Raw genomic sequence first — 6,694 nt, 5'->3', positions numbered from 1 at the left:
GTCGCGCCCGCGGCGAGCCCCCCGGCGAACGGCGCCGCCGGAGGCCCGGCGGCCGCCCCGGCGGGCGAGCTGACCGTGACCACCGCGGACGGCGCGGCGCGAGCCGGGAAGACCGGCGAATCCAAGGGCGAGGTGCGGGCGTCCGGACGGTCGAAGTACACGGACGAGCAGGCGGCGGCCTACTTCACCAGCCGGTGGAACGACAAGGCCGCCAAGCGGGTGCGTGACATCCGTACCACCGGCCGATATCTGCGCATCTATACGGACCTGTCGGAGAACGCGAGCAACTCCAAGTCCGCGATCACCCTCTGCAAGAGGGGCCTGAAGTACCTCAAGGAGATCGGCGAGTCGAACCCCGTGGTCTTCGTCCAGGCGAAGTACGGCGGCAACGGCAACCCCGTCCTGGCCAACATCCTGGGCCCGGACGACGACACCTGCCGGGTCACCCACCCCAAGCCCAGGTGACCGCGGCTCAGCCCTCGGCGGGCTCCAGGGTCAGGCAGACCGAGTTGATGCAATAACGGTCGTCGGTGGGCGTGGAGTAGCCCTCGCCGTGGAAGACGTGCCCGAGGTGCGAGTCGCAGCGGGCGCAGCGGACCTCCACCCGGCTCATCCCGAGCGAGTCGTCCTGGAGCAGGGTGACCGCGTCCGAGTCCGACGGCTCGAAGAACGACGGCCAGCCGCAGTGCGAGTCGAACTTGGTCTCCGAGCGGAACAGCTCGGCTCCGCACGCGCGGCAGGAGTAGACCCCCACGGTCTTGGTGTCGACGTACTCCCCGGTGAAGGGGCGCTCCGTGCCGGCCTGGCGGAGCACGCGGAACTCCTCGGGGGAGAGCTGGGCGCGCCACTCGGCGTCGCTCTTGATGACCTTGTCCATGTTCGCCTGCCTGTGTCAGATCTGTCGTGTCGGTCGGATGGTCATGGCGTAGAACCACGCGGCGCCCGGAGACCTTCCCGGCGGAGTTCTTTCCGGGCGAAGCATCCTCCGGAGGTCGTTTCGGCGTCTTCACTGATGAGAGGGCCGATCCTCCCGCCAGCGGGGGTCGGCCGTCCCGCCGTCGCGGTGGCGAAGCGCCCTACCCGTGCTGGACGCCGCCGTACGGCAGGAGGGTTGCCGCCCCAGGGGCGGCACGCCGGGTCCGTCCCGTCCGACCTGCCGGCCGACGGCCGGTGCCGCGTCCCGGGCACCGGCCGACGCCGGGTGTAGAGGTCCGGGACGGACCCGCTCCGTCCCGGGTAGGGTCGCAGACATGGCTTCGCCGTACATCGAGATCGAGGCGGGCGGCCGGACCGTCAAAGTCACCAACCCGGACAAGGTCTACTTCCCCGGCATCGGGGCCACCAAGCGCGACCTGGTGGAGTACTACGTCAGCGTGGGCGACGGCGTCCTCCGCGCGCTGCTCGACCGCCCGACGCACCTCAAGCGGCATCCCGACGGCGTCGAGACCGAGGCGATCTACCAGAAGCGCATGCCCCGGCACCCCGACTGGATCGAGACCGTGACGGTGCGCTTTCCCAGCGGGCGCACGGCCGACACGTTCCGCCCGACGGAGATCGCCGCCGTCGCCTGGTGCGCCAACCTCGGCACGATCGACTTCCATCCCTGGCCGGTGCGCGCGGCCGACGTGGACCACCCCGACGAGCTGCGCGTCGACATCGACCCGCAGCCGGGCACCGGCTTCGACGAGGCGCGCAAGGTCGCCTTCGTCGTCCGCGAGGTCCTCGACGAGCTCGGCGTGCGCGCCTTCCCCAAGACCTCCGGGAGCCGGGGCATCCACATCGCCGCGCGCGTCCGCCCCGAGTGGACCTTCACGGAGGTACGGCACGCGGGCATCGCGCTGGCGCGCGAGGTGGAGCGGCGCGCTCCCGGCCTCGCCACCACCGCCTGGTGGAAGGAGGAGCGCGGGGAGCGCGTCTTCATCGACTACAACCAGAACGCCAGGGACCGCACCGTGGTCGCCGCGTACTCGGTGCGCGCCCGGCCGGACGCGCGGGTGTCCGCGCCGGTGACGTGGGACGAGCTGGCCGACTGCGACCCGCGCGACTTCGACATCAGGACGATGCCCGAGCGCTTCGCCCGGCTCGGCGACGTGCACCGGTCCATCGACGACGAGGCGTTCGACATCGAGACGCTGCTGGAGTGGTACGCCGCCGACGACCGCGGCGACCTGCCGTACCCGCCGAACTATCCGAAGATGCCGGGCGAGCCCAAGCGCGTCCAGCCGTCCAAAGCCCGGAGCGACGGCTGACCGCCTAGAAACGGCCCGCCATCGAGGCGGTCAGCAGCACCAGGACGAACGTGGAGACCCCGGCGACGCCGTGCAGGGCCACAGCGATCACCGGGAAGCGCCGCTCGGCGCCCCGCGCGTGGCGTCCCCGCCCCAGCCACCGGGTGAACAGCGTGAAGCCGAGCAGCGCCACGGTGGTCAGCACGGCGAACGCCCCCCAGGCGTACGCGCGCTCGCGGGTGAGCAGGAAGGCGAGCCACAGGCCGAGGCCCGCGACCGCGAGCGCGGGATGGCTGAGGATCAGGGCGGTCGGGAACGCGGTGACCTTCGTCGCCTGCTGCCGCAGGCCGCTGCCCGCCAGCCACAGGACCAGCAGGTAGAGCCCGATCAGCGCGGTGACGATCCAGACCGCGAGGGCGGCGAGTTCCACGCGTCTCCTCCGAGTGCGGGCCGACGGAACGGGAGTCCCGGCTCGTCGCGCCGCCTGGCTCGATCCAACACCGCGAGCGCCGAGGGCGGGAACAGGGGACATCGAACCGTTATCCGCCGGGGACCCGGACGGCGCACCCCGCGGAGGCCCCCCGGCGTCCGTCCGGAGTGCCCTTCGAGACCGCCGCCCGTGACCCGGCGGCGATGCGGAGGTCGCCTGCTGTCTGTCGGGGCGATGTGCCACTGTAGAGAGCGTGCGCCGCATACATCCCGACATCGAGGACGATCCGGATCTCGTCGCCGCCTACGCCCAGCCCCCGGGCGAGTGGCTGCGACTCAACATGGTGGCCAGCGCGGACGGCGGCGCATGGCTCAAGGGCCTGTCCGGGGGCCTGTCCAGCGAGGGCGACCGCCGGATCTTCGGCATCCTGCGCGGCCTCTCCGACGTGATCCTCGCCGGCGCCGCCACCGTGCGCACCGAGGGGTACGGCCCGGCCCGGCCGCGCGAGTCGTGGCGCGCCCTGCGCGCCGGCCGTCCGCCCGCCCCTCCGATCGCGGTCGTCACCCGGCGGCTCGACCTCGACCTCGGCAGCCCGCTGTTCACCGAGGCCGAGCCGTACGCGCGGACGATCGTGATCACCACCGAGTCCGCGCCCCCCGACCGGCGCGCGGAGGCCGCCAAGAGGGCCGACGTCGTCGTCGCGGGGGAGTACCGCGTCGATCTGACGCTCGCGGTGCGCGAGCTGCGCGAGCGCGGCCTGGCCGCCGTCCTGTGCGAGGGCGGGCCCCGGCTGAACGCCCAGCTCGCCGCGGCCGGCCTGGTCGACGAGCTGTGCCTCACGGTCAGCCCGCTGCTGATCGGCGGCGACGCGGCCCGCATCCTCAACGGCACGGCCTCCCAGACCCGGCTGGCGCTCGCCCAGGTCCTCCAGGAGGAGGGCTTCCTGTTCTGCCGATACGTGAGGGAGGTGTCCGATGAACTTGCCGGTTGAGCCGCCCGTGGCCCCGATGCTGGCCAAGGCGGTGAAGCGGCTGCCCGGCCAGGACGGTTCGCTCTTCTACGAGCCGAAATGGGATGGTTTCCGGTGCATCGTGTTCCGTGACGGTGACGACGTCCATCTCGGGAGCAGGAACGAGCGGCCGTTCACCAGATACTTCCCCGAGCTGGTCGAGGCCGTCCGCGCCGAGCTGCCCGAGCGGTGCGTCGTGGACGGCGAGATCGTGGTGATGAGCGGTCAGACGCTCGACTTCGACGCGCTCCAGCAGCGCATCCACCCGGCCGAGTCCCGGGTGCGTCTCCTCGCCGAGCGCACGCCCGCGACGTTCGTCGCGTTCGACCTGCTCGCGCTGGGCGACGAGAACCTGATGGCCGAGCCGTTCGCCGAGCGGCGGGCCCGCCTCGAGGGGGCGCTGGCCGGAGCCGGCCGGTCGGTACGGCTCACGCCGGTCACGCGTGACGAGCGCCGGGCCGCCGAGTGGTTCGACGCGTTCGAGGGGGCCGGGCTCGACGGCATCGTCGTCAAACCCGGCGCGCTGCCGTACGAGCCGGACCGGCGGGTGATGTTCAAGGTCAAGCACGAGCGCACGGCCGACTGCGTCGTGGCCGGATACCGCGAGCACAAGACCGGAGGCGTGGTCGGCTCGCTCCTCCTCGGGCTGTACGACGCCGAGGGGCGGCTGCACCACGTGGGCGTGGTCGCGGCGTTCCCGATGAAGCGCCGCGCCGAACTGGTGGGGGAGCTCGCGCCGTACCGGCTGGAGGATCTGGGCGCGCACCCGTGGGCGTCCTGGGCGGCGCAGGCCGGGGAGACCCCGGGCGACGGCCAGCGCATGCCCGGCGCGGTCTCCCGGTGGAACGCCAAGAAGGACCTCTCGTTCATCCCGCTCCGGCCCGAGCTGGTGGTCGAGGTCGCCTACGATCACATGGAGGGCGACCGGTTCCGGCACACCGCCCAGTTCCGCCGCTGGCGTCCCGACCGGGAGCCGTCCTCGTGCACCTACGAGCAGCTCGAACGGCCGGTCGCCTACGACCTGGACGATATCCTGCCGCGCTGACCGGCCCCGCCGTCCGGGGCCGCGCGTCAGCCCGTGAGGGCGCGGACGGCGGCGGTCACGACGACGGCGGCGCCGACGACCACGAGGAACGGCGCCCGCAGCAGCAGCGCGACGGCCGCCGCCGCGAGCCCGGCGGCGCGCGCGTCCACGACCAGCGTCTGTCCGCTCCCGAACGTCTGGATGGCGGTGAGCGCGGCCAGCATCGCGACCGGCACCAGGGGCGCGAGCCGGCGTACCAGGGGCCGCTCCAGCAGCCCGGCGGGGACGGACAGGCCGAGCAGCTTGATGGCGTAGCAGCCGACCGCCGTGACGGCGATGGCGATCCAGACGGTCATCGGTGCGCCTCCGGGCGGCGGGTCAGGGCCAGGACGATCGGCGCGGCCAGCGCCGCGACCAGGACGGGGACGCCCGCGGGCAGCAGCGGCAGGCAGGCCAGCGCGAGCACGGCGGCGAGGACCGCGACCATCGTCTCCCGCCGCCCGCGCAGCATCGACCCGAGCAGGGCCAGGAAGGCGGCCGGCCCGGCCGCGTCCAGCCCCCAGGCCGACGGGTCGCCGAGCGCGGCGGCGCCCAGCGCGCCGAGGAACGTGGTGAGGTTCCACAGCACGAACAGCGTGGCCCCGGTGACGGTGAAGCCGAGCCGCGCGCTGTCCCGGTCAGGCTGCGCCATGGCGACGGCCGACGTCTCGTCGATGATCCAGTGCGCGGCGAACGGGCGTACGGGGCCGGGCAGGCGCAGCAGGTGCGACAGGCGCAGACCGTAGAACGCGTTGCGCACGCCGAGGAAGAGGGCCCCGGCCACCGCGGCGGCGGGGTTGCCGCCCGCTCCCAGCGCGCCCACGAGGGCGAACTGGGACGCGCCGGTGAACACGAGAAGGGAGAGGGCGCACGTCTGCGCCAGGCTCAGCCCGGATCCGGCGGACGTCACGCCGAACGCGAACCCGGACAGGCCGACGGCGACGCCCACTCCGAGGGCGTCGCGCACGACGGCCGCCCGGGGGCGGCCGACCGTCCGTTCTCGCGGGATTTGTGCAGGTTCCGTCGTCACGGCCCGAGGTTACGCGGCTCCGCCAAAACGGTCTTGTACGTTCTTGCGCTCCCGCTGGTACGCCCCGGGCGGCACCCCGAGGACCCGGCTGAAGTGCCGGTTCAGGTGCGGCTGGTCGGTGAAGCCCACGACGACGGCCGCGTCGGCGGGGCTGACCCCGGCGTCCAGCAGGTGGCGGGCCCGGCGGACCCGCGCGTCGGTGAGCCAACTGTGCGGCGGCATGCCGTACGCGGCGCGGAACGCCCGCAGCAGCGCGAACGGGCCGGTGCCCACCTCGGCCGCGAGCCGCTCAAGGGAGGGAGGGTCGGCCATCCGGGCCTCCAGGATGGCCCGGGCCGTCGCGGCCTTCCGCGCGCCGGCCCCGCGCGGCCGCGACGGGGGGAGCGCGGAACCGTGGAGGCGGAGCAGACGGGCCACGGTGAGCCGCAGGAGTGTGTCGGCGGCGAGGTTGTTGCGCTCGTCCACGGCCCGCAGGACCTCGGTGACGAGGCGCACGGCGGGCGGGTCGTGGACCACGGGGACGGCGAACCCGGCCGTCCCCCTGATCGAGGTCGTCTCGGCGGCGATCGCCGTGACCAGCTCGGCCTCGGGGTAGACCGCGCTGTAGGTCCATCCCTCCGGCACGCCCGCCCGGCCGGTGTGCGGGGTGTCGGGGTTGATCAGCGCGAGGCTGCCGGGCCCGGCGCGTTCGATGCTGTCGCGCACGTGGAACTCGTCGACGCCCCTCGTGATCGCCGCGATGACGAAGTTCTCGTGCGTGTGCCGGATGAAGGTCTTGCTGATGTAGCGGGCCCGGAGCAGGTCCACCCCCGGGAGTCCGGGGTGCCGCCAGTGCCGCGCCTCCTCTTCCTCGTCCGGGTGCATGTACCGATTGTCCGGGAAGCGCCCGGGGAGTCCGGCAGCAGGCCCGGAACCGGCCGGGGGACGGGGAGAC

At 73.5% G+C, this 6,694-nt stretch carries 9 protein-coding genes; 4 read left to right on the top strand and 5 right to left on the bottom strand.

The features are described from left to right. Positions 1–465 (top strand): hypothetical protein (locus AWQ70_RS40100; RefSeq protein WP_218004780.1); only part of this gene is annotated, 465 nt, incomplete at its 5' end. 7 nt (positions 466–472) lie between these two features. On the opposite strand, the gene msrB is transcribed toward AWQ70_RS40100, so the two are convergent. Continuing rightward, entirely contained in the window at positions 473–877 is a 405-nt protein-coding gene (gene msrB / locus AWQ70_RS36125) for a peptide-methionine (R)-S-oxide reductase MsrB (protein WP_067186555.1), read from the bottom strand. 373 nt (positions 878–1,250) lie between these two features. Here msrB and ligD point away from each other — a divergent pair, with 373 nt between their 5' ends. Next, the gene (gene ligD / locus AWQ70_RS36120) at positions 1,251–2,249 is read left to right on the top strand and encodes a non-homologous end-joining DNA ligase (RefSeq protein WP_067186553.1); all 999 of its coding nucleotides are present in this window, start codon (positions 1,251–1,253) and stop codon (positions 2,247–2,249) included. A 4-nt stretch (positions 2,250–2,253) separates the two neighbouring features. Here ligD and AWQ70_RS36115 read toward each other — a convergent pair whose 3' ends face one another. After that, entirely contained in the window at positions 2,254–2,658 is a 405-nt protein-coding gene (locus AWQ70_RS36115; protein WP_067186551.1) for a hypothetical protein, read from the bottom strand. A 253-nt stretch (positions 2,659–2,911) separates the two neighbouring features. Between AWQ70_RS36115 and AWQ70_RS36110 the strand changes: the two genes are divergently transcribed. Both AWQ70_RS36110 and AWQ70_RS36105 read left to right on the top strand, forming a co-directional pair. After that, positions 2,912–3,649: a pyrimidine reductase family protein gene (locus AWQ70_RS36110; protein WP_067186549.1), complete on the top strand. Its 738-nt coding sequence runs from the start codon at positions 2,912–2,914 to the stop codon at positions 3,647–3,649. Next, a complete protein-coding gene (locus AWQ70_RS36105; protein WP_067186547.1) occupies positions 3,633–4,712 on the top strand; it encodes an ATP-dependent DNA ligase in 1,080 nt (359 codons plus the stop codon). Before AWQ70_RS36110 ends, AWQ70_RS36105 begins: the two co-directional genes overlap by 17 nt. Positions 4,713–4,738: 26 nt before the next feature. On the opposite strand, the gene AWQ70_RS36100 is transcribed toward AWQ70_RS36105, so the two are convergent. From AWQ70_RS36100 to AWQ70_RS36090, 3 genes are all read right to left on the bottom strand, one after another. Then, entirely contained in the window at positions 4,739–5,047 is a 309-nt protein-coding gene (locus tag AWQ70_RS36100) for an AzlD domain-containing protein (RefSeq protein WP_067186544.1), read from the bottom strand. Beyond that, positions 5,044–5,697, bottom strand: coding sequence for an AzlC family ABC transporter permease (locus AWQ70_RS36095; RefSeq protein WP_218004781.1), 654 nt, complete (start codon positions 5,695–5,697; stop codon positions 5,044–5,046). Before AWQ70_RS36095 ends, AWQ70_RS36100 begins: the two co-directional genes overlap by 4 nt. 72 nt (positions 5,698–5,769) lie before the next feature. Beyond that, positions 5,770–6,624 (bottom strand): AraC family transcriptional regulator, encoded by an 855-nt coding sequence (locus AWQ70_RS36090; RefSeq protein ID WP_067186539.1) that lies wholly within the window; start codon positions 6,622–6,624, stop codon positions 5,770–5,772. Positions 6,625–6,694: the final 70 nt, after the last annotated feature.

Origin of the sequence: Microtetraspora niveoalba (genome assembly GCF_001570405.1) — a bacterium.
GTDB classification, from domain to species: domain Bacteria; phylum Actinomycetota; class Actinomycetes; order Streptosporangiales; family Streptosporangiaceae; genus Microtetraspora; species Microtetraspora niveoalba.
Note: the sequence above shows the minus strand (reverse complement) of the source record. Positions and strands in the feature narration are given on the sequence as shown.

What these genes read in the sequence shown, in the direction of transcription:
- AWQ70_RS36105 (WP_067186547.1), top strand. Translation starts at nt 3,633, where the DNA reads ATGAACTTGCCGGTTGAGCCGCCCGTGGCCCCGATGCTGGCCAAGGCG.
- ligD (WP_067186553.1), top strand. Translation starts at nt 1,251, where the DNA reads ATGGCTTCGCCGTACATCGAGATCGAGGCGGGCGGCCGGACCGTCAAA.
- AWQ70_RS36100 (WP_067186544.1), bottom strand. Translation starts at nt 5,047, where the DNA reads ATGACCGTCTGGATCGCCATCGCCGTCACGGCGGTCGGCTGCTACGCC.
- msrB (WP_067186555.1), bottom strand. Translation starts at nt 877, where the DNA reads ATGGACAAGGTCATCAAGAGCGACGCCGAGTGGCGCGCCCAGCTCTCC.
- AWQ70_RS36090 (WP_067186539.1), bottom strand. Translation starts at nt 6,624, where the DNA reads ATGCACCCGGACGAGGAAGAGGAGGCGCGGCACTGGCGGCACCCCGGA.